21 protein-coding genes are annotated in these 20,163 nt (G+C 61.0%); 9 read left to right on the top strand and 12 right to left on the bottom strand.

Annotated elements, in window-relative coordinates; translation table 11 throughout:
* Positions 1-19 precede the first annotated feature (19 nt).
* The 3 genes from I6I72_RS11830 (at position 20) to I6I72_RS11820 (ending at position 3,282) form a co-directional block, all read left to right on the top strand.
* On the top strand, positions 20-1,375 hold the full coding sequence (locus tag I6I72_RS11830; protein WP_049145615.1) for an exonuclease domain-containing protein: 1,356 nt from the start codon (positions 20-22) through the stop codon (positions 1,373-1,375).
* 116 nt (positions 1,376-1,491) lie between these two features.
* Positions 1,492-2,205, top strand: coding sequence for a hypothetical protein (locus I6I72_RS11825; protein WP_049145613.1), 714 nt, complete (start codon positions 1,492-1,494; stop codon positions 2,203-2,205).
* 69 nt (positions 2,206-2,274) lie between these two features.
* A complete protein-coding gene (locus tag I6I72_RS11820) occupies positions 2,275-3,282 on the top strand; it encodes a GTP pyrophosphokinase (RefSeq protein ID WP_046645241.1) in 1,008 nt (335 codons plus the stop codon).
* Here I6I72_RS11820 and I6I72_RS11815 read toward each other — a convergent pair.
* Genes I6I72_RS11815 through ilvA form a run of 4 tightly spaced genes read right to left on the bottom strand, consistent with a single transcriptional unit; the run spans position 3,279 to position 5,883 of the window.
* Positions 3,279-3,665: an RNA-binding S4 domain-containing protein gene (locus I6I72_RS11815; protein ID WP_005528770.1), complete on the bottom strand. Its 387-nt coding sequence runs from the start codon at positions 3,663-3,665 to the stop codon at positions 3,279-3,281. The two genes, I6I72_RS11820 and I6I72_RS11815, sit on opposite strands and share 4 nt — an antisense overlap.
* A gap of 19 nt (positions 3,666-3,684) precedes the next feature.
* Positions 3,685-3,921, bottom strand: coding sequence for a hypothetical protein (locus I6I72_RS11810; RefSeq protein WP_005528768.1), 237 nt, complete (start codon positions 3,919-3,921; stop codon positions 3,685-3,687).
* A gap of 21 nt (positions 3,922-3,942) precedes the next feature.
* Positions 3,943-4,584, bottom strand: coding sequence for a YigZ family protein (locus tag I6I72_RS11805; RefSeq protein WP_049062416.1), 642 nt, complete (start codon positions 4,582-4,584; stop codon positions 3,943-3,945).
* 15 nt (positions 4,585-4,599) lie between these two features.
* Complete coding sequence (gene ilvA / locus I6I72_RS11800) at positions 4,600-5,883, bottom strand: threonine ammonia-lyase IlvA (RefSeq protein ID WP_110333045.1); 1,284 nt, start codon at positions 5,881-5,883, stop codon at positions 4,600-4,602.
* A 226-nt stretch (positions 5,884-6,109) separates the two neighbouring features.
* Between ilvA and I6I72_RS11795 the strand changes: the two genes are divergently transcribed.
* The 3 genes from I6I72_RS11795 (at position 6,110) to I6I72_RS11785 (ending at position 7,626) form a co-directional block, all read left to right on the top strand.
* A complete protein-coding gene (locus I6I72_RS11795; RefSeq protein WP_157801682.1) occupies positions 6,110-6,262 on the top strand; it encodes a hypothetical protein in 153 nt (50 codons plus the stop codon).
* Between the two features lie 199 nt (positions 6,263-6,461).
* A complete protein-coding gene (locus tag I6I72_RS11790; protein ID WP_174775573.1) occupies positions 6,462-7,028 on the top strand; it encodes a choice-of-anchor I domain-containing protein in 567 nt (188 codons plus the stop codon).
* Positions 7,029-7,125: 97 nt separating this feature from the next.
* Complete coding sequence (locus I6I72_RS11785) at positions 7,126-7,626, top strand: hypothetical protein (RefSeq protein WP_049063117.1); 501 nt, start codon at positions 7,126-7,128, stop codon at positions 7,624-7,626.
* A gap of 92 nt (positions 7,627-7,718) precedes the next feature.
* On the opposite strand, the gene I6I72_RS11780 is transcribed toward I6I72_RS11785, so the two are convergent.
* Complete coding sequence (locus I6I72_RS11780; RefSeq protein WP_005528758.1) at positions 7,719-8,921, bottom strand: cobalamin-independent methionine synthase II family protein; 1,203 nt, start codon at positions 8,919-8,921, stop codon at positions 7,719-7,721.
* A 225-nt stretch (positions 8,922-9,146) separates the two neighbouring features.
* On the bottom strand, positions 9,147-12,719 hold the full coding sequence (dnaE, locus tag I6I72_RS11775; RefSeq protein WP_049063115.1) for a DNA polymerase III subunit alpha: 3,573 nt from the start codon (positions 12,717-12,719) through the stop codon (positions 9,147-9,149).
* A gap of 107 nt (positions 12,720-12,826) precedes the next feature.
* On the opposite strand from dnaE, the gene rarD reads away from it, so the two are divergent.
* Entirely contained in the window at positions 12,827-13,714 is an 888-nt protein-coding gene (gene rarD / locus I6I72_RS11770) for an EamA family transporter RarD (protein ID WP_049145599.1), read from the top strand.
* Here rarD and I6I72_RS11765 read toward each other — a convergent pair.
* The 4 genes from I6I72_RS11765 to lspA are packed head-to-tail and all read right to left on the bottom strand — an operon-like array spanning position 13,711 to position 15,971.
* On the bottom strand, positions 13,711-13,974 hold the full coding sequence (locus I6I72_RS11765) for a hypothetical protein (RefSeq protein WP_005528752.1): 264 nt from the start codon (positions 13,972-13,974) through the stop codon (positions 13,711-13,713). The genes rarD and I6I72_RS11765 overlap by 4 nt on opposite strands.
* Positions 13,975-13,976: 2 nt before the next feature.
* Positions 13,977-14,552 carry a hypothetical protein gene (locus I6I72_RS11760; protein ID WP_049063113.1) on the bottom strand — a complete coding sequence of 192 codons (576 nt, stop codon included), beginning with the start codon at positions 14,550-14,552 and terminating at the stop codon, positions 13,977-13,979.
* A complete protein-coding gene (locus I6I72_RS11755; RefSeq protein ID WP_049063112.1) occupies positions 14,549-15,472 on the bottom strand; it encodes an RluA family pseudouridine synthase in 924 nt (307 codons plus the stop codon). Before I6I72_RS11755 ends, I6I72_RS11760 begins: the two co-directional genes overlap by 4 nt.
* Complete coding sequence (lspA, locus tag I6I72_RS11750) at positions 15,456-15,971, bottom strand: signal peptidase II (protein ID WP_049063111.1); 516 nt, start codon at positions 15,969-15,971, stop codon at positions 15,456-15,458. The genes I6I72_RS11755 and lspA overlap by 17 nt, the downstream gene beginning before the upstream one ends.
* A 33-nt stretch (positions 15,972-16,004) precedes the next feature.
* On the opposite strand from lspA, the gene I6I72_RS11745 reads away from it, so the two are divergent.
* Positions 16,005-16,964 carry a hypothetical protein gene (locus tag I6I72_RS11745; RefSeq protein WP_049063110.1) on the top strand — a complete coding sequence of 320 codons (960 nt, stop codon included), beginning with the start codon at positions 16,005-16,007 and terminating at the stop codon, positions 16,962-16,964.
* 119 nt (positions 16,965-17,083) lie between these two features.
* Here the strand turns inward: I6I72_RS11745 and I6I72_RS11740 are convergent, their stop codons facing one another.
* Complete coding sequence (locus tag I6I72_RS11740; RefSeq protein ID WP_049063109.1) at positions 17,084-17,695, bottom strand: hypothetical protein; 612 nt, start codon at positions 17,693-17,695, stop codon at positions 17,084-17,086.
* 139 nt (positions 17,696-17,834) lie between these two features.
* Here I6I72_RS11740 and I6I72_RS11735 point away from each other — a divergent pair, with 139 nt between their 5' ends.
* Positions 17,835-18,752: an asparaginase gene (locus I6I72_RS11735; RefSeq protein WP_005528740.1), complete on the top strand. Its 918-nt coding sequence runs from the start codon at positions 17,835-17,837 to the stop codon at positions 18,750-18,752.
* Here I6I72_RS11735 and I6I72_RS11730 read toward each other — a convergent pair.
* The gene (locus I6I72_RS11730) at positions 18,749-20,140 is read right to left on the bottom strand and encodes a DNA polymerase IV (protein WP_049063108.1); all 1,392 of its coding nucleotides are present in this window, start codon (positions 20,138-20,140) and stop codon (positions 18,749-18,751) included. The genes I6I72_RS11735 and I6I72_RS11730 overlap by 4 nt on opposite strands.
* Between the last annotated feature and the right edge of the window lie 23 nt (positions 20,141-20,163).

The following is a 20,163-nucleotide window of genomic DNA, read 5'->3' as shown; positions in this document are numbered from 1 at the left end:
TTCCTCGGAAAGGTAGTTCGTGTCTTTTCACGCCCACGGCACCCATGTCGATGTCACCACTAAGGAGCTCGTGTTTTCTGCTTCATTGCTCGCGGCTTCCTTGGGGCATGCCAAGCAAGAGCGCATCGAGCTTGCCCAAGTCACCGGTGTGACCGTCGCCGAGCCATCGGCGACGAGCTTTGGGTACGTGGAGTTAGACGGCGTCGACAAGCGCGTGCTCTTCGCACCGAATCAGGATGCCGCTGCTTTTGCACGAGCGGTGGAGGCGGCGCTCAAGGGCGAGGCGCCCGCGGGCAGTGCTGGGGTCACCGGGCTGAACTTCACGGCAGTTGACGTGGAAACGGCCAACGACGACTGGGGCTCGGTGTGCCAGATCGGTGCGGTGCGTTTCCGCGATGGCCAAGAAGTGGAGTCACGCACCTGGCTGTGCACTCCCCCGCCGGGGCTTGAAGAATTCGCCGACATCAATATCTCCATCCATGGCATCAAGCCAGAAGATGTCGCGGATGCCCAACCTTTTGCTGCGGCCGCGGCGGAGCTTTTTGAGTTCCTGGGCGAGGATGTTCTCGTGGCCCACAACGCGCAGTTTGATTCGACTGCACTGCGCAGCGGCCTGCGCAAGGCCAGCGCCTCCATTCCGGAAATCACTCTGGCTTGTTCGTTGGCTTTGGCTCGTGACGCCTCGAAGGCCGGCGTGATCGACGTGGCTAACCACAAGCTGCCCACGGTGGCATCATTCTGCGGCGCGGAGGATTTCCAGCACCACGAGGCCACCGCGGATGCGCGCGCTGCTGGCGTCATCGTCGTGGACTTGGCTCGCCGTTTCGGGCACACCGGCTCCATCCACGAGCTGTTCCGTGGCCGCGAATTCACGCTGGGCAAGCTAGATTCCACGGCGATCATCCCGGTGCTGCGTGCACACACTGCGCCAACTTCTGCGGCTGACCTCGGAGCCGGAACAGACTTCCGCGACAACACCCGGCGCGCAGGCACGTCCAGCAAAAAGAGCTCGTCTGCAAAGAAGACCAACCGCGGTCCCGCCCCGTGGCAGTCCGTGGCTACTCCGGATACCATCCCAGATCCGAATCTTGATGCCGATCCCGAAGGCGCGCTGTTTGGCCAGAACGTTACCTTGACTGGTGAGTTTGAGCCCTTCGACAAGGGCTTGCTGTGGCGCGGCATCGCCGAACGTGGCGGTCAGGTGGGCAAGAACGTCACGAAGAAGACCACCATCTTGGTGTTGGGCGAATGGGCCACGAAGACCTCCAAAGAAAAGCGTGCGGAGGAGCTCATCGAGAAAGGCCAGGAAATCCAGCTGTGGCCTGCTTCCAAGCTTCTTGAAGAGCTGCAGCTCGACGCCCAGCCGCCCTTCTAGGCCTTCTTGCGCGGGGATTTAAATAATTCCGCCGGTTTAGGGAACCATTTGCGGGCGAGCACAGTCCAACAAAGGCAGACTCTCACCAAGATTTGCTCTCAAGGAATGTTCTCGCCATGACCACTACAATCACCGCACCACTCTCCCACCAACACCGCCACTTTCATCCCAAGTTCCCGAACTTGGATTCTGGTCCCGATTTTGAGGCGATCACTCTTGCCGGACTGTTGCCTGCTCTTGCACGGCGCAGGGACTTCAACGGCGTTACTCTCACGGACCAAGGTTTCGGCGATACGCCCGCAGGGGTGCAGCTTTCGCGGGAGCTATCGATGTTATTCCTGCACTGCGATGAGTATTCGACGGACCCTACGGGCGCGGCGTCGTCAAGCGGCCCATTGGCCTGGGTATCGCATCGCACCCTTGGTGAGCTCAGTCTGTCCACACGGCAGGCATGGGACCTTGCAGCGGCGAACCTACAACGCCGGGCGCTAACGGACCAAGGCCTCGAGTTTCGCACCCGCCGCGCCACCGAGCTGCTGCCTGGTTGCACCGGAGGAGTCCAGGTCGAGGCCCTGGGCGCACCAACGAGCTCGTGGTTGGCGCACCCACAGACCTTCGCCATCCTGGACCAGCATCTGCGGCGTCTCATCCGCGCGCAGAAGATAACCTACCTCATCCCGGATCGCCGCACCGTCATCGCGCTCAAGGATGCACCAATCGAGCGAGCACGTTACTGGTCTCAGAAGCTGTCTGAGCAAAGGCGGTTGCGCGGCGCGGTATTGTCGCCGCAGCCACTAGTATGGGCTAACGGATTTCCTCTCGAAGTGTAGAGGAACATTATGCCCGCGCCACCGTCTGGCCGCGGGCCCGTATCAAGAGGCGTCAGGAGGCCAGCGAGGGTGAGCGAATCCACCATCTCTAAGTTGAGCAACCAGTACCACGATTGGGTCCGGCAGCATCCCCAGGCCGCGGATGAGTTCAACGACGCCATCGAGGACCTGCTTAACGACGCCGGCGTCATCTTCGACCGCGTCTCTACCCGCGTGAAGCGCTGGCCTTCGCTGAAAGCCAAAGCCAAGAAGCGCCACGCCAACGGCGAGGCCTACTATCCCAATCCCTGGGACGATATTCACGATATCCTCGGCGTGCGTGTGACGGTCTTTCACTCCACCGCGATTCCGCAGGCGCTGGAGGTGCTCGGTGATTCTTTCACCGTGGTCCGCTCAGTGGACAAAGCGGCAGAGACCCGTATCTCCGGCGGCTTTGGCTACGGTTCCCACCACTTGGTGCTGCGCGTGACTAACGCTATCGAGGAGCTCGTGGCCTACGAGGGCTGGACTTTCGAAGTCCAGATCCGCACCGTACTGCAGCACGCATGGGCTGAGTTTGAGCACGATATCCGTTACAAGCAGGGCACGTCCGTGCCTTCAGCGCAGGTGGACCGTTTGTTTACTCTGGCGGCGGGTCTCATCGAGCTCGCAGACCAGCAGTTCGACGAGATCGCTGCTCTCAAGGATCCTTCCACGGATACCAGTGAGGACGTGGAGCTTAGCCCCGAGACCCTCCCCGGCGTTCTGGCAGTGTTGGTAGGCGGCCGCTTTCCGCGTTCACGCTCCGAGCATTACCGCTTCCTGTTGGAGATTCTCGAGCTCAACGGCATTACCACGATGAGCCAGCTCAAGGCGCTGCTCAACGCAGGCGACATTGCGTTCGTCCACGACGCCATTCGCTACAGGTTCCGCCCGGGCCAAGTGCGCCTTATCGACGATCTACTGCTCAACAAGTTCGGCAGGCAACACATCGACGCCACTGCCGACGTCGGCGACCGCAACGATCGCAAGCGCCGCCTAGCTGGCCGCTTCAAGGCGCTACAAAACTACCGCGCGCATACGGCAAAGCAGGACTAGCGGAAGCCGCCGCGGAACTTATCCATCTCGCGGCGTTCCTTCTTGGTGGGTCGTCCGGAGCCGCGCTCGCGCACCGGAACCGAAGGCATGAACTCTTTAGGCGGTGGCGGCGGCGCGTGATCGACGTAGCAGGTGCGCGCGATGGGAGCACCCACGCGCTTCGACACGGTTGCAAGAACCTCGAGGTCGTGCTCGTGGTGGTTGCGCCAGATTCGCACGCGATCCCCCGGAACCACCTGCTGCGAGGGCTTGGTGGCGTTCCCGTTGAGTTTGACGTGCCCGGCCTTGACTGCGTCTGCGGCCTCCGAACGAGTTTTGGCCATGCGGACAGACCACACCCACGCATCAATGCGGACAGGTTTGGAGTCAGGTTGGAGGGGCATGGCTAAAGGAAAACCGCGCTTAACGGTTGTTGTTCTCGTTGACGATCTTTTGGACCTTGGTCCAGTTATAGACACCGCCGACCACAGCGACGATGAGGCCCAAGGTCATCCAGGTCCAAAAGCCCGTCAGCGCCCAGCCGAGCAGCACGCCACCAGCAACACCGCCCACCACGGAAACCACCGCATTGCGGGAGTACTTGCGTACCTGTTGCTTCTTAAGCTCGATCGGATTGTTAGGGCGTCGCTGCATAGTCATAGCGGCTATTCTAGCGCAGCATCAGCTAGCCAGCTCCACCCACGCGGTACCGGCTTCCTTTGCCTGACCCACGCCTTGTGTCAGCGCCGCAATCGTGGCATCCAGGTCTTCTTTGCCGCCCGGCTCAATGGCGAGCGTGTAGACCACCGCTGCCCCATAGGCGGTATCAGTGATGTCGTATCCGCGGTTGCGCAGCTCCGCCTCCAATCGCCCGGCATCGGCATGAGAAAACTCCACCGTGTAGAGCTCGCGCAGAGCACGCGTACTCCGTGAGACAAGCTCGATCGCCTCGCTCACGGAGCCGCCATAAGCATGGACCAAGCCGCCCGCGCCCAGCTTGACGCCGCCGAAGTAGCGCACCACGACCGCGCACAGGTCCAGCATCCCGGAGCCTTTGAGCACATCGAGCATGGGCTTTCCGGCGGTTCCGGAGGGCTCGCCATCATCGGAGGAGCGCTCCACGGGGTTCGCCCCATCCACGTGGTAGATATACGCCGAGCAATGGTGACGGGCGTCCGGAAAGCTCTCCCGCGCGGCGTCGATAAACGCGCGTGCTTCCTCCTCATTCGTCACGCGGTCCACGAGCGTGATGAAGCGCGAACGCTTAATCTCAATTTCGTTTTCCACCTGGCCCAGCGCGGGGCGCTCATAGCTAGTCAGCACAGCTAATTAGCGTACCTAAGCCACGAGGAAGTCATACTCCGGGGTGCCCGGCTTGAGCTGCTGCACGTTAATCTTGGAATCGGCCATGCGCTGCAGCAAGCCCTCGATGTCCGAGGCGCGTCCGAGCTCCAAGCCCACCAGCGCCGCACCCGTCTCGCGGTTGTTGCGCTTTAAGTATTCGAAGAGCGTGATGTCATCATCTGGCCCCAGGATGTCCTGCAGGAAGTGACGCAGCTGGCCCGGTTCCTGCGGGAAGTTGACCAGGAAGTAGTGCTTCAGACCACGGTGGACCAGGGAGCGCTCCATGATTTCCGCGTAGCGCAGGACGTCGTTGTTGCCGCCCGAGATAACGCACACGACCACGCTGCCCGGAGCCAGCTTCAGCTCGCGCAAACCCGCCACGGACAAGGCGCCCGCAGGCTCGGCGATGATTCCTTCGTTCTGGTAGAGCCCCAACTGTTCCGTGCACACCAGGCCCTCGGAAGCGATATCCCAGTGCAGGCGCCCCTGGTTTGCCTCCAGTATTTGGAAAGGCAGCGCTCCGATGCGCTTGACTGCGGCACCATCGACGAAGGGATCGACGGTTTTCAAGGTCACGGGTTCACCTGCATCAAACGCCGCGCTTAGCGACGCCGCGCCCGCCGGCTCAATCCCCACGATCGCCGTCCGCGGTGCCATGTCCGCGAGGTAAGAGGTGATGCCGGAGATGAGCCCGCCGCCACCAACAGGAACGACGATGGTATCGAGGGACTTGCCTTGGGCGGACAGCTGCGAGAGGACCTCTGCGGCCACGGTGCCTTGGCCGGTGATGGTGTCGCGGGCGTCAAAGGGCTCGATGAAGATGGCGCCGCGGGCGGCGGCGTCGGCATGCGCGGCAGCTGCCGCCTCGTCAAAGTTGGCGCCGGTGACCACCAGCTCCACCATGTCCCCACCGTGGACCATGATGCGGTCGCGCTTCTGCTTCGGCGTTGGCTCTGGGACGAAAATCTTGCCCTGGATTCCCATGGAGCGGCAGGCAAAGGCCACGCCCTGCGCGTGGTTGCCGGCAGAGGCGGTCACTATGCCGTGGGAGCGCTGTTCCTCCGACAAGTTGGAGATACCAAAGAGCGCACCGCGGATCTTGTAGGAGCGCACGTCTTGCAGGTCCTCGCGCTTGAGATAGACCTCGTAGCCGGTCTCAAGGGAAAGACGCGGGCAGTACTGCAGCGGGGTGGGCGCAATTTCCGAGCTAATTCGCGCCTGCGCCATTTGGATATCAGAGGCATGGATGGGCTCAAAAGCAACGGAGGTATCAGTCATAGGTGCTAAGTCTAGCGCGCAGCGCTGGGCGCGGAGCACATTACCTAGCAATCGACCGATTAACCGAGATTTAACTTAAAACTTCCCTCACCGTTGCGTTAATTTTCTGCCCCGCTCATCTTGAGTAGCAAAGGTATCCCGAGGCGCTTTGAGCCCACTATAGGCCATTGCGCGGCCTGCTTTTCTCATGCCTTCTCTCCAACTTTCTTCAAAGGAGCGCACAACCGTGATTCACGCTGACCGTTTCCCTCTTCGCCGCCGCGTCCTTGCACTGCGCGTAGCCGCAGCTACCGGGGTTCTCCCCTGGCAGTTCCAGCTAACGCTGCAATCGTGGCCAAGCCAGTCGAGCACTCTGCCGAAAATGCCGGCCTCGAACTGACGCCGCGAATCCACAGAAGGGTTCCACTGTCTCCGCAGGCGGAGACGAAGAGATCAACTCCGTCGCCGTACGCCGCGATGGCCTGGCAGTTGCTGCCGTACAGCAAGCCGACAAGACGCAGCCGGGCGAAGCCCTCTTCTTCGATGTCACCACCGGCAAGGAGTTAGGCCGCGTCGGCGTTGGCTCCTTGCCTGGCAACGTGCACATCACTGCAGATGGCTCCTACGCGCTGCTGACGAACGAGGGCGACGCGCGTGAATGGGGCGTTGCCGAGGACGAGGGCGGCACCGGTGTCTACACCGACGAGACCGAACTCAAGGACCTCATCAAAGAAGGCAAGGTGTGCGAGGGCACGCTTGGCGACGTCGCCCTCAATGAAGTTGCCAACAAGAAGGTCGCTGGCAACTTGAAGGTCACTAACGCTTCTGGCTGGAACGAGGAAATCAGCGCCAAGCTGCATGCTGAGGGCGTTCTCAACCACAACGCCGACAACGAGTCCGCGGAGTTCGACGACCGTTCCGATAACAAGGGCCCTGAACCAGAAGCACTAGCCATCGGCAAGGTGGGTGACAAGACCTACGCGTTCGTTGGTGCTGAGCGTCTTGGCGGCATCTTTGTCTACGACGTCACCGACCCCGCAAATGCTAAGCTCACCACCTACGTCAACAACCGTGACTTCAGCACCGATGAATTCTCTCAGGCCGGCGACCTCATTCCGCGAGTCTTGTCTGAAAATCTGCGTTCCGAACTGGAAAAATACTTTTAGACAATTAGATTTCTCCAAGTTATAAAGACCTTGCTATGGTATAGGAGATTTAAATCCCATCGGCTTTGATGCCAACTCTCAAGGAGAACTAACTCTTATGCGACTTTCCACGACTTTGGTCGCCGCTTGCGCCACCGGTCTTGCTCTCATCACCCCTGTCGCCGCTAACGCCGCTCCAGTCGCTCCCGCACCGGAACTGTCCGCTGAATGCCAAGCTCAGGTTGATAAAGCTAAGCAGGCCCACAAGGATGCTGTTGAAAACGGCACCGCTGGTTCTTCTTTTATGGGCCCACAGGAGCTGCTCAAGGGAATCTTCAACGGCTACGGTTCCTCCGGCATGCCGAAGACCCCGGACTGCGTTGCTGCAGAGCAAAACGCTGCCGATAAGGCCAAGGAAGAGGAAAAATGGTCGAAGATGCCGGAGTGGGCACAGTCCGCTCGCCCGTCTGAGGGGACCAAGGAAGTCTTCTCTTGGATCTCCGTCGCCCTGACCGGCGTCGCTGCGGTTGTCCAGGCTCTCGCAATGGTCGCTAAGTCTAACCCGGCCCTCCTCGAGCCGGTCAAGGAGATGCTGCGCAACGCAGGCGTCAATGTCTAATACCCCTTAAAACACAAAAGCAGCACGTATCCCTCCCGTAAGGAGAAGGGTACGTGCTGCTTCTGCATTCCCGGCAACAGCCAGGGCGCGTACTAGAACAGCTCCTTGGTGGCGATTTCGGCGCCGTCGACAAGCGCTTGTAGCTTTGCCCACGCGATCTGGTAGTGCAGACGCCCGCCCAGGCCGCAGTCCGTGGAGGCCACGACATTCTCCGGGCCTACCAGCTCGGCGAACTTGATGATGCGGTCGGCCACGAGCTGCGGGTGCTCCACTGCGTTGGTGGAGTGCGAGACCACGCCTGGGTAGATGACGGTGCCCTCCGGCAGCTTGTGGTCCTGCCACACACGCCACTCATGAGCGTGACGCGGCGAGGCTCCTTCGAAGGAGAAGCCGCCGACCTTCGCCTGCAGAATCTCCTCGATGATGTCACCGAAAGGAATGTCGGTCACATGCGGGCCATGCCAGGAGCCCCAGCAGATGTGGAGACGGGTCTGCTCGCGCGGGATGTCCTTGATGGACTCGTTGAGGATCTCAATGCGCTCATGCAAGAAGGCCTGAAAGTCCTTCACGGTCGGCTCTGGGACCACGCTGTCCCATGCCTCGGCCAAGTCCGGGGCATCGAACTGCACTGTCAGGCCCGCATCGGTGATGGCCTTGTACTCGGACTTCAGCGCCTCGCCACAAGCGCGAACAAGGTCAGAGTCCTCCTCGTAGTACTTGTTAGGCAGGCGCGCTGCAGATCCCGGGGAAAGGGCCGCAACGAAGCCATCCTTCGCTCCAGCCTTGTCCATTGCGTTCTTGAGCAGCTTCACGTCCGCATCGACCTGATCCTGGCCGATGTAGGTAACCGGGCCGGTGAACTCTGGGTTCGCAACCTTCTTGCGGCCGGTGAAGATGCCGGAATCCGGATCGTTGTAGGCGTCGGCAAAGAGGGCGCGGTCGCGGCGGTCCTTCATGGAGGACAAGCGAATCTTGCCCGGCTCAGAGCGAATCTTGTCGCCGATCTCCCAGCGGTCCTTATCGGTCATGGTCAGGCCACCCAGACGGGTGAAGGAGTAGTTCCACCATGCACCGTAATCCACCGCGCCGGAGGTGATGTGGCCGTACTCACCTTCGTTGAGGATGTCGATGCCCATGTCGACCTGGCGCTTGACCACGTCGTCGACGGAGCGATCCAGAATCTCGTGGAGCTTCTCGTCGGAGATGGTTCCTGCGGAGCGCTCCAGGTTCGCCTCTAGCAGTTCCTTGGTGCGTGGCAGGGAGCCAACGTGGGTAGTGCGAATCTTATTGACCATGAGCGTTTGGACCTCCAGTGTCGATGTTGCTTTGTCGATATCGTCTAGACTATGCGGTCTAGATTGGCCGACACGGCTTGCCCACAAATGACATTCCGGGAATTAAATTCAAAAATTCAAACCCGCAGCTCAAGGCCTGCAAATAAAAGTAAATCGTACCCATTAGGCTATTTTTACCCAATAGGTACGATCTTTCAATAGTCAGAGCGGTCTATCTACAAGGTCCTATCCGAGGATTCCGGCTCCCATCGTCGCCTTCAAGTCACCCATGAGATTGCCAGAGCGTTCCACGCGCAAATGCTCGCCCAAGACCATCATCGTGGACTCCGCGCCGTCGACAAGCGTGAGATAAACATCTGACTCACCCTTGTTGTTGACCAGCACTTGCTTGAGCTTCGCAATGTTTTCCATCGTGCACTGGTCCGTGCGCATGGTAAGGCGCAGCGGCAGGCCCGCTCCCCCGCCCGGGCCCAAATCCGGGACGCGAATGTCGGAACAGAACAGGGACATGCGCTCGTCGCGAATCTTCACCTGCACCTTGGCCAGGATGATGTTGTCCTCGGCAATCTGCGGCGCCACCAGGGAATAAACCTGGTTAAACACCAAGATATCCACCTGGGCGCCGTTGTGGTCTTCCATGTTCACAATGGCCCACGGGGAGCCATCGCGCTTGGAGAAGCGGCGGTCCACGCCCGAGATGATGCCACCGATGACCAGCTCTTGGCCGTTGTAGACCTCGCCCGAGAGAATCTTCGGCAGCGGCGTATCGGTCTGCGCCTCAAGGGCCTCCTCGAAACCATCCAGCGGGTGACCGGAAACGTAAAGGCCAAGCATCTCACGCTCGAGAGCCAGCTCATGCTTGCGGTCCCAATTCTCGTCAGGGATATCGATGGCAAACGCCGAAGCAACCTCCGCCTGCTCCTCACCGCCAAAACCGGCGAAGAGATCGAACTGTCCCTTGTCCGCCGCCTTCTTCGTCGTCTGCACGGCATCGACTGCATCCTCATGGATGAGCATCAAGCCTTTGCGTGGGTGCTCCATGGAATCGAAGGCGCCGGCCTTGATGAGCGACTCCGTGACGCGCTTGGTGCAGGCGGTGAGCTCAATCTTGTCGAGGTAGTCCGAGAACGACGTGTACGCGCCCTTTTCCTTGCGCGTCTTAACGATGGACTCCACCACTTCCGAGCCCACGTTGCGGATAGCGCCCATGCCGAAACGGATGTCCTCGCCAACTGCCTGGAAGTTTTCCACCGACTCGTTGACGTCCGGCGACAAAACGTGGATGCCCAGGTGGCGGCAGTCGGACAGGTAGATAGCCGACTTATCCTTCTTGTCACCCACCGAGGTCAGCAGCGCTGCCATGTACTCCGGCGCGTAGTAGGCCTTGAGGTAGGCCGTCCAGAAGGAGACCAGGCCGTAGCCTGCGGCGTGCGACTTGTTAAACGCGTAGGACGCGAAGGGCTCAATCGTGCCCCACAGCGCATCCATGGCGTCCTTGGAGTAGCCGTTTTCCTGCATGCCGCCCCAGAACTTGTCGTACTGCTGGGCCAGGACTTCCGGCTTCTTCTTACCCATGGCCTTGCGGAAGCCATCTGCCTCACCAGCGGTGTAATTGGCCACCTTCTGGGAGATACGCATGATCTGCTCCTGATACACGATAAGACCGTAGGTCTCATCGAGGATCTCACGCAGTGGCTCCTCCAACTCTGGGTGAATAGGCGTGATCTCCTTGCGCCCGTTCTTGCGGTCTGCGTAATCCCAGTGGGCATTTACGCCCATCGGGCCCGGACGATACAGTGCCAGCGACGCAACAATGTCCTTAAAGCCCGTCGGCTTCATGCGCTTGAGCAGCTCCTGCATACCGCCGGAGTCGAGCTGGAACACGCCCAGGGTCTCGCCGCGGGAAAGCAGCTCGTATACCTTCGACACGTTGGGGTCGTCGGCGTGGATTTCCTCCAGGTGGATTTGCTCGCCGCGGTTTTTCTTGATGTTTTCCAGGCAGTCACCGATAACCGTCAGGTTTCGCAGACCCAGGAAGTCCATCTTCAGCAGGCCGATGGCCTCACATGCCGGGTAGTCCCAGCCGGTGATGTACGCGCCGTCGGCTGGGCGCTGCCACATCGGAATGTGGTCCATGAGGCGCACGGACGCCATGATCACCGCACACGCGTGCACGCCCGCCTGCCTGACGACGCCCTCGAGACCACGCGCCGTCTCATAAATCTTCTTGACGTCCGGGTCCGTCTCAATCATCTGCCGGACCTCGGTGGCCTCCGAGTAGCGCTCGTGCTCCGGGTCCATGATGCCCGCCAGCGGAATATCCTTCGCCATGATGGCGGGCGGCAGCGCGCCGTTAATGCGGTCGGCCATCTGGAAACCCGGCTGGCCAAAGTGCACCTTCGCGGAGTCCTTAATGGCCTGCTTGGTCTTCACAGTGCCGAAGGTAATCACCTGCGCCACCTTATCCTCGCCCCAGCGATCAGCGGCGTACTGAATCATCTCGCCACGACGGCGGTCGTCGAAGTCGATATCAATATCCGGTGCGGATGGACGCTCCGGGTTGAGGAATCGCTCGAAGAGGAGGTCGTGTTCGATGGGGTCAATGTTGGTGATGGTAAGTGCGTAAGCCACCAGCGCGCCTGCCGCGGAACCACGCCCCGGCCCCACGCGAATGCCCACGGATCGCGCATGCTTGATGAGCTCGGCCACGATCAGGAAGTAGGAAGGGTAGCCCTTCATGTCGATGACGCTAATTTCATATTCAGCGCGCTTAATGTACTCCTCCGGCACTTCCTTGCCTGGGAAGCGGTCTTGCAGGCCCTCCATCACCTCGTGGGTCAGCCAGGAGGTTGGGGTGTGGCCTTCCGGCACGTCCGCAATCGGCATGCGGTCGTGGGTATGCTCCTCCCAAATCTCGCCGTAGTCCTGCACGCGTTCGGCGATCCACAGGGTGTTATCGCAACCATCCGGAATCATGTCATCCCAGATTTCGCGCATCTGCGCAGCGGACTTGATGTAGTAGCCGGTGCCGTCGAACTTGAAGCGATCCGGGTCCATGAAGGTCTTGCCGGTCTGCACGCACAACATTGCCTCATGCGAGGGCGCCTGCGACTCCAGCACGTAGTGGCAGTCATTGGTCACCAGCGGCGGCAGGTCCAGCTTACGACCGATTTCCAGCAGCCCATCGCGCGTGCGCTTTTCGATGTCGAGCCCGTGGTCCATGAGCTCCAAGAAGAAGTTGTCTTTGCCGTAGATGTCCTGCCACATCGCGGCGGCCTCGAGGGCCTCGTCGAACTGACCTAGGCGCAGACGAGTCTGGACGTCGCCCGAGGGGCAACCGGTGGTGGCGATGATGCCTTCTGCATGCTCTGCGATGAGCTCGGCATCCATACGTGGCCACTTGCCCAGCTGGCCCTCGTAGGAGGCCAGCGAGGAGAGCTTGAAGAGGTTCTTGAGACCCGTCGCGTTTTCCGCCAGCATGGTTTGGTGCAGATAAGCACCCGATGCGGAAACGTCGTCTCGCTTTTGGTCTGGAGTGCCCCACAGCACGCGCTTTTTGTTAAAGCGTGATTCCGGCGCCATGTAGGCCTCGATGCCGATAATCGGCTTCACGCCGGCGCTGGTCATCTTCTTGTAGAACGCGTTGGAACCGTACATGTTGCCGTGGTCCGTCATGCCCACGGCCGGCATCTCCTGGCGCACCACCTCATCTGCCAACATGTCCACCTTGGCCATGCCATCCAGCATGGAAAACTCGGTGTGATTATGAAGGTGAACAAAGGATGAGTTTTTCGCCATGCGGACAGTCTAGCGGGCGCGTCAAACCCCGCCATCAGCCCTGCGCACCGCACCCGACTGATAGGAATTGTTTCCCAAGATATGGCGAAGGAGTACATTGTCTCTCGATGATTTACACCGTTGCCGCCTATCTCATGTGGGGCTTCTTCCCCGCCTTCTTCCCGCTTCTGCTGCCCGCCGGACCTTTTGAGATCCTCGCCCACCGCATCGTATGGACGGCTGTCCTCGTCACCGGCTTCCTCCTCATCTCGGGCGGCTGGCGGGAGCTGCGAGCTTTCAGCGCGCGCACGTGGGCCTGGATGCTGGCCTGCGGCGTGGCCATCACCATCAACTGGGGCACGTACGTTATCGCCATCAACACCGGGCACGTGGCCGACGCGGCACTCGGCTACTTCATCAACCCGCTGGTCTCGGTGGCTTTGGGCATCATCTTCCTGAAGGAATCGCTCAACAAGGCACAGGCGGCGTCGGTTGGCGTGGCATTCATCGCCGTACTGTGGCTGACCTTCATGACCGGCCAAGCCCCGTACATTTCCTTGGCGCTCGCGGGCAGCTTCGGCATCTACGGCCTGATGAAGAAGCAGCTCAGCGTCTCCTCCACCGGTTCCGTGGCCGCAGAAACCATCGTGATGCTGCCAGTGGCCATCGGCTACCTCACGTGGCTGAGCATCCGCGGCGAATCCACGTTTACAACCGAAGGCCCCATGCACATCGTGTTGCTCGTCGCTTCCGGCCTAGTCACCGCGCTACCACTTTTGTGCTTCGCCAAGGGTGCCAAGCAGCTACCTTTGGCCACGGTGGGCATGCTGCAATACATGACCCCCATCATGCAGATGCTGTGGGCACTATTCGTCACTCACGAGCACATGTCCACGCAGCGTTGGATTGGCTTCGGCATCATTTGGGTCGCAGTCGTTATCTACCTAGCAGACCTCGCCCGCATGCACCGCGCCTCCCGCCGCGCCAAGCGCTTGCACACCTTCAGCGAGGATTAGCGCAGCTCGCGGCGGGCTTCCTTCGCTTTCCGACGCCGCTCCTGTTCCTCCTCGGCATTCAACGCCCAGCGTGGCATTAGCACCACCATCGCGGCGCTATAGAGCACCACGAACCCGGCAACCCCTATGGACAGCGCCTCCCCGCCCCTGGCGATCTGGAGGAAAAGTGCCACGAGGCCAATGACAAGGCCCGCCCACACCAAGATGTAGCCGAAGCGATAGTTGGGCATCCAAGTGCTGGTATCGGCAAAAATCTTCATGTTTACTCCTTCAGGGACGACAACGGGCGCACGCCAAAGGTGCCCCAGGCGGCGTCGCTAGGCGCGGCTTCTACTGCTTCCACCATGTTGTTTTGCGCAATCGTGCGCAAGCTATCGCCATCCGACCACACGATAACCGCATCAATCTTCGAGGGAACTTCCACCTGACCGACTCCCTGATAGGAATCGCGAAGACGTGTGATTTCCGTGTCGATGACGTCAGCCCGGCTGGCGCCATTGACAGGCTCCGGTACCGCGATGGGCGCGGCCATGCCGATGATGATCGCATTCATTCGCGTGGCGGGCTCCACCACCGCGTTGACTTGCTGCGCGTTCAAGGATTCCCGGAAGCTCACCAGGGCGTAGGTCGGTTCGTCAGCGGTTGCCACACTGCCTGCGACGCGTTCGACGTAGTCCGCACGGGACTCGTTATCGGGCCCTAGTTGGTCGCCTTGCAGGGCCACGGTGGACTTGGTGCCGAACAGGCCAAAACACAGCAGCACGAACACGACAAGTAGCAGCGTCAATACGGCCGCCGCTATACGACGCCGCCGATAGATCTCCGGGGGGTGCTTCATCCGCGCAAAACCTCGAGTGCATGCCGCAGGTCCTCCGGGTAAGGTGCTGTGACTTCAAAGTGTTTGCCGGTGCCGGGGTGAATGAACCCTAATGACACTGCGTGCAGCCACTGCCGGATGAGGCCCACCCGCTTGGCCAGGTTCGGGTCGCAGCCATACATCGGATCGCCCACGCAGGGGTGCCCCGTGGCGGACATGTGGACGCGAATCTGGTGCGTGCGGCCAGTTTCCAGGTGCACCTCGAGCAGGCTCGCCTCGCGGAAAGCCTCAAGCAATTTGTAGTGCGTGACGGCGTGCTTTCCGCCATCGACCACCGCGAACTTCCAGCCCGAGGAAGGATGCCGCCCGATGGGCGCGTCGATGGTTCCCACGATGGGATCCGGCAGGCCTTGCACCACGGCATGGTAGGTCTTGGTGACGGTGCGCTCTTTAAACGCCGCCTTGAGCTGCGAGTAAGCGCGCTCGCTGGCAGCTACGACCATCACGCCGGAGGTTCCCACGTCGAGACGATGAACGATTCCCTTGCGCTCGGTAGGGCCGGCGTCGGCAAGCTGATAACCCGCCGCCCGCAAACCGCCAATGACCGTGGGGCCCTCCCAGCCCAACGTCGGATGCGCGGCGACACCCACGGGCTTATGCACGCAGATGACCTCGTCGTCGGCGTAGAGCACGTCCATGCCCTCAACGAGCTCTTCCTTGGGAACCAGCGGCTCTTCGGGGGCGGGCATCATGACGTCGATCCAGCCGCCTGCCTCCAAGCGGTCCGACTTGCCGACGATGGTGCCGTCGACCTCGACGTCGCCAGCCGCGCACAAATCTGCGGCCTTGCCCCGTGAGATGCCGATGAGCTTGGCCAACGCGGCGTCGGCGCGCATGCCTTCGAGGCCCTCGGGGACCGGCAATCTACGACTCTCGCGCATCCGCTGCCCCCTTTTCGCGTTCTTCGAAGAACATCGCGATGACGAACACCACGACTCCGCAGGTAATAGATGCATCTGCCAGGTTGAACACCGCAAAGCGTCCCACGGAAATGTAATCCACCACGTGCCCAAACCAGAAGCCGGGCTCACGGAAGAGGCGATCGATGAGGTTACCGAGCGCGCCGCCTGCGATCATCGCCAGTCCGATGGCCTGCCATTTATCCCGCATCCGTGGCGCGGCGATGGCTACGCCCAAAACAAATGCCAGCTGAATAGTGGTAAACAGCCAGGTGTTGCCCTCGCCACCCATAGAAAAGGCAGCGCCGGGGTTGAATAGAAGGTAGAAGCGGAACCATCCGCCGATGACATTCATCGGCTCCCCCTCAGTGAGGATGGACAGCATGATTTGCTTAAACACTTGGTCGATGACAGCCACCGCGATAACCACCGCGGCCATCATGCCGACGAAACTCCTTCTTTTTTGACTCACCCGAATCATTCTAAACACCCCCTTCCGGTAATTTGGAATACTGTGTTCCGTGTTAAAGCTTTAGCCGCAGTTTCCATCCTCGCCCTTAGCGCCGCTCCGCTCGCCGCGTGCTCCTATGAAAAGCCGGCACCCAGCGTCGAAGAGCCCGTGGGCCTGCCTGTCGACGCCCCGCGCATCACCGTTGAATCCACCGGAACCGGGGAAAAGCGCGTGCTGACTTTCAATGACCTCGATGCAGAGCAAAAGATTAAGTACACCGTCTCGGAAGGTTTTAGCCAAGACCTGCTTAAGTCCTCCGCGGCAAAGGATTTCAATCCTGCCAAGGTCAAATCCGCGACCACCACTCTCCCGCTAGAGGTCAGCGTGGACAAGGCTACGAAGAACGTCGAAGGCCAGCTGCCAGCTACCCGCAATGTCTTTGGCTCAACCGGCGTGCCGGAGTACTCCGGTGATGCTGATGCAGCGAGCGGCGAGGGCTTCCAGTTTGGCTGGCGTGCGGTGGACTCAGGCCAGATGTCTTCGCTGCGTTTGGCGGCACCGCAGGGTGGCACCGACGAGGCCCGCGGCATTACTGAGCAGGCGATTATGAAGCTGACTTCTCTGCCGGTGGTGTTCCCTGAGGATGCGATTGGCAGGGGCGCGAAGTGGACCGTGGAGTCCCGCGTTGCGGGTGAGTCGACGTTGCTGCAGACCACTACCTACACGATGAAAGAGCTGGCCGGCGATGTGGTCAAGCTGGATGTTTCAGTGCAGCAGCGCCCTTCGCTGGGCGCCTTGTCTTTCGAAGGCCAGGCGGAGGGAACGGACCTAGCAAACAAGGAGCTTAAGGTCTTGAGCTCCACGACGGATTCCAAGGGCGAGCTCACCGTGGATCTGAAGCAGCCGCTGCCTACCGACGGCGATGTTTCCATCGACACCAAAATCATCTACGGCACCGAGGACTCCGATCTGCGCGTGGTGCAGTCGACCACAACGGATCTGCAGTTCACCCCAGCTGAGTAGCCGCGTGTATTCGGACCATCTTTGTGCTCGCTCCCGCCGCCGCGGGGCCTAAACGATGGTTCGAATGCACACCGGGCCACCGATCCAACAAAAGATCCGGGCCACAGCCCGGATATTTCTTACTGCGCTGGTGCCTCTGCTGGTGGGACCTCGCCCTCAGCAGGAGCGCCTTCAGCCGGTGCGCCCTCGGCAGGAGCGCCCGCACCGCCAGCAGTATCAGCGCACATCGGCGGAACCTGCTCCGGAGGGACGATGTTGGAGACCAAGATACAAGCCCAGTTCTTCGACAGCTTCCAATCGCCGTCCTCAAAGACGAACTCAACCTGGTCCGCAGTCTGTCCCTGGCCGTCAGGGGTGGAGAAGTTCACGGTGGCTAGCGCCGACTCCGGGGTGTAACCAGGCAGAACTGGGTCCACGACCTCAAAGACAGCGCCGGACTCGGCCTGCGATGCAGCCATGACGTCGAAAAGCTCCGGAGCCTGCTCCGAGCCCTGTACGGTCTTGGTCTTCTCCTCCACCGGCACGTTGGGGTCAGTTGCCTTAGCCAGGATGGCATTCAGTGCCGCTGCGTCTGGGATTTCTGCGGAGGCAATCGAGGTTTCTTCGGAGCTCGGCCTCTTCTCAATAGTTGCTGGGCCAGCTTTTTCAACTTCATCGGAAGAAGAGCAGGCTGCCAATGCGGTAGCAGCGCTCACTGCCATAATCGCGGCGCTGAGCTTGGTGAACTTCACTTTTTCTCCTCACGTTGGGTTTCGCGACGCCACACCCGACGTCGCAGTTCTTTACACCACACTACCCACGCCCCATCCATTTCAGGGCGACCCGCGCCCAGCGAGACGGCCTTTTAGGCTCAACGCTAGTGTGTAAGCCATGACTATCGCACTCATCGCCACCGGCGGCACCATCGCGTGCACCACCCAAGAAGACGGCTCTCTGGTCCCTACCGTAAGCGGCCAACAACTCGCGGATTCCCTTGACGCCGACATCGAGGTCATCGAGTTCCGCCAGCTCGACTCCAGTTCCATCACGTTGGAGGACCTCGATGAGCTGCTTGCCACGGTCCACGAGTTGCTCCACCGTGCCGAGGTCGAGGGAATCCTCATCACCCATGGCACCGACTCCATGGAAGAGACAGCCATGGCGCTGTCTATCTTCGATCCCGGCACGAAGCCGGTGGTGTTGACCGGCGCGCAGCGCTCATTCGATCACCCAAACGGCGATGGCCCGCGCAATCTCCAGGACGCTGTCGCGCTCATCAAACAGGCCCAGCCCGGCGTCTTCATCCAGTTCGGCGGCATGACCATCCCGGCGCGCGGTGCCCGCAAGAACCACACCTTCCATCTCAACGGTTTCGAGTCGATGCCTGTGGGCGAAGGCAGCATCTTCCCCCTCCCCCTGGCTGCGCTGGCGCAGCACCCAGTAGCCATCCTTGCCGCGTATCCGGGCGCTGAAGCCGTGCTTGTCGACGCCGCCTCCTCCCACTTTGCCGGCCTCGTCATCGAAGGCTTGGGTTCAGGCAACATGGGGGCAGGGATGGGCGAAGGCGTGGCCCGCGCGCTCGATGCGGGCATCTCGGTCGTCGTCAGCACGCGTGTGCCTTATGGCAAGACCTCGCTGGCCTATGGCGGGGCCGGCGGCGGCGCCACCTTGGCGGACAAAGGCGCGGTCAATGCTGGCGAGTTTCGCCCAGGACAGGCACGCATCCTGTTGGCCGCAGCCTTGGCCACGGGCACGCCCGTGGTGAAGGTTTTTGAGACCGCCGTCGCACCTAAGCAGTACGCGCGCTAGTCCTCTAACTCCGCAAACAACTCCGGCCAGGCCAGCGACTCTAGGGGGTCGGCCGGCACCAGATCGGGATCATCGGCCGCGAAGGACTTGGTGCGACCTGGCCCTGTGGCGCGCGTTTCGAATCGCACGCTCACCACACCGTGGCCTGCACCTTGAATCCAGCCGTGGCCATAGTCTGGGTGATAGACGTCCTGGGTAGCCCGCCAAGACGTATCGGGCTCGTCCTCGATACTGATTTCCACACGGGAGGTATCCAGCGAGTTGTCGGACACGCCAGCCTCGTAATCGTCATCGGCTTTGCTCGGCGGGCGCACCACCACTCGGTCCAGCTCGGGAAACAGTACGTCCTGGCGGGCAGTCTCCAGCCCCGAGTAGCTTACTCCGACCAAGCGGATGGGCCCGAGTTCGTCGGGATACCGAGCCAGCTTAAAAGCCGTGGCCTTGAGGGTTTCCAGATCATCGGTGGCATAAGGCAAGGTCGCCGAACGCGATTCGATGTGAAAGTCCGCCATGCGCAACTTGACCGAGACGGTGCGGGCACCACGGCCGTCGCGAAGCAGGCGTCGATGTGCGCCTTCGGCAGCCCTGGTGATGGCCGCATCCACCGCACCCACCGTGAGCAGATCCTTGGAATAAGTGTGCTCCGTGGAGATCTGCTTGGCCACCGCACGCGGGGCCACGACCCTGTCATCAATGCCTTGCGCCAGTTTCCACAAGCCCATGCCAACCGTGGCGCCGAGGGAAATCTCCACTTCCTTCTGCGACATCGCCGCCAACTGCCCGATGGTCTCCACCCCAATTGCCGAAAGCTTTGTCCGCGTCACCGGCCCTACTCCCCACAGCTTGCCCACGGGAAGTGGATGGAGGATCTCCAATTGCTTCTCCACCGGGATAACAAAGGTGCCGTCAGGCTTCGCCTCGCCAGAGCCAATTTTGGCGAACTGCTTGCCCGCGCCTGCCCCGATGGAGCTAGGCAGGCCGGTCTCCTCACGAATCAACTCGCGCAGGTTATCCGCCCACTCCTTGACCTCTTCGGCCGTGGCGCCAACGAGTGCCTCGGGCTCCATGAAGGCCTCGTCGATGGAGAGCTGCTCGATGAGGCCTACGTGCTCGGCGAGAATCTTGAATACTTTTTTCGACGCCGCCGAATACACCACGTGCCGCGGCTGAACCACCACGCCGCGCAAGCCAACCAGCTGCCGCGCGCGGAATGTCGGCATGGCCGAGTGCGCCCCGAAAGCGCGGGCCTCATAGGACGCGCCCGCCACGACGCCGCGCCCGCCGACACCCGCGACCAACACTGGGCGCCCACGCAGGGTCGGCCGGGTCAGCTGTTCGACGGATGCGAAAAAGGCATCCATGTCGATGTGTAAGACCCAGCGTTGCATGCACACCAGTTTAGAACATGCGT

It is taken from the genome of Corynebacterium striatum (genome assembly GCF_016728105.1).
Classification (GTDB): domain Bacteria; phylum Actinomycetota; class Actinomycetes; order Mycobacteriales; family Mycobacteriaceae; genus Corynebacterium; species Corynebacterium striatum.
This window is presented reverse-complemented; position numbering and strand designations above follow the sequence as displayed.

Bases quoted from the DNA above. Each gene is read 5' to 3' on its own strand.
- I6I72_RS11735 (WP_005528740.1), top strand. From the start codon at position 17,835: ATGACTATCGCACTCATCGCCACCGGCGGCACCATCGCGTGCACCACC.
- I6I72_RS11765 (WP_005528752.1), bottom strand. From the start codon at position 13,974: ATGAAGATTTTTGCCGATACCAGCACTTGGATGCCCAACTATCGCTTC.
- I6I72_RS11760 (WP_049063113.1), bottom strand. From the start codon at position 14,552: ATGAAGCACCCCCCGGAGATCTATCGGCGGCGTCGTATAGCGGCGGCC.
- I6I72_RS11785 (WP_049063117.1), top strand. From the start codon at position 7,126: ATGCGACTTTCCACGACTTTGGTCGCCGCTTGCGCCACCGGTCTTGCT.
- I6I72_RS11825 (WP_049145613.1), top strand. From the start codon at position 1,492: ATGACCACTACAATCACCGCACCACTCTCCCACCAACACCGCCACTTT.
- rarD (WP_049145599.1), top strand. From the start codon at position 12,827: ATGATTTACACCGTTGCCGCCTATCTCATGTGGGGCTTCTTCCCCGCC.
- lspA (WP_049063111.1), bottom strand. From the start codon at position 15,971: ATGATTCGGGTGAGTCAAAAAAGAAGGAGTTTCGTCGGCATGATGGCC.
- ilvA (WP_110333045.1), bottom strand. From the start codon at position 5,883: ATGACTGATACCTCCGTTGCTTTTGAGCCCATCCATGCCTCTGATATC.
- I6I72_RS11810 (WP_005528768.1), bottom strand. From the start codon at position 3,921: ATGACTATGCAGCGACGCCCTAACAATCCGATCGAGCTTAAGAAGCAA.
- dnaE (WP_049063115.1), bottom strand. From the start codon at position 12,719: ATGGCGAAAAACTCATCCTTTGTTCACCTTCATAATCACACCGAGTTT.
- I6I72_RS11815 (WP_005528770.1), bottom strand. From the start codon at position 3,665: ATGCCCCTCCAACCTGACTCCAAACCTGTCCGCATTGATGCGTGGGTG.
- I6I72_RS11780 (WP_005528758.1), bottom strand. From the start codon at position 8,921: ATGGTCAATAAGATTCGCACTACCCACGTTGGCTCCCTGCCACGCACC.
- I6I72_RS11755 (WP_049063112.1), bottom strand. From the start codon at position 15,472: ATGCGCGAGAGTCGTAGATTGCCGGTCCCCGAGGGCCTCGAAGGCATG.
- I6I72_RS11730 (WP_049063108.1), bottom strand. From the start codon at position 20,140: ATGCAACGCTGGGTCTTACACATCGACATGGATGCCTTTTTCGCATCC.